1 protein-coding gene is annotated in these 444 nt (G+C 39.2%); it reads left to right on the forward strand.

The genetic code is table 11. The features are described from left to right. The coding region (locus tag A1D25_RS01805; RefSeq protein ID WP_275895798.1) for a pyruvate kinase alpha/beta domain-containing protein at nucleotides 1–382 on the forward strand (382 nt) is incomplete at its 5' end. Nucleotides 383–444: the final 62 nt, after the last annotated feature.

The raw sequence follows: 444 nt of genomic DNA on the forward strand, positions 1-444 counted from the left end.
TATGGAAGATAAATTTAGTACCGTAGAAGAAGCGGTTGCGATGTCTGCAATGTACACCGCAAACCATATGGACGGCGTGAGTGCAATTATTGCTTTAACCCATTCAGGCGAAACAGCAAAATTGATGAGCCGTATCAGTTCAGGTTTACCAATTTATGCTCTCTCTCGTAATGAGAAAGCATTAAACCGTGCCGCACTTTATCGTGGTGTAACACCAGTATTCTACGATTTAGATAGCCGTACTATTGACGGTGCGAAAAAAGCATTAGCATTGTTAAAAGAGCAAGGTTATTTAATGACTGGCGATTTAGTTCTTCTTACTCACGGTGATGAATTAAAAGAAGGCGGTACAAACACCAGCCGTTTATTACGCGTTGAATAATTAGTCATCAATAAAAATCCACGCAAATGCGTGGATTTTTATCATCAGATTATTGACAAAGT

The organism is Ursidibacter arcticus, from assembly GCF_009761375.1.
In the GTDB taxonomy this organism is placed as follows: domain Bacteria; phylum Pseudomonadota; class Gammaproteobacteria; order Enterobacterales; family Pasteurellaceae; genus Ursidibacter; species Ursidibacter arcticus.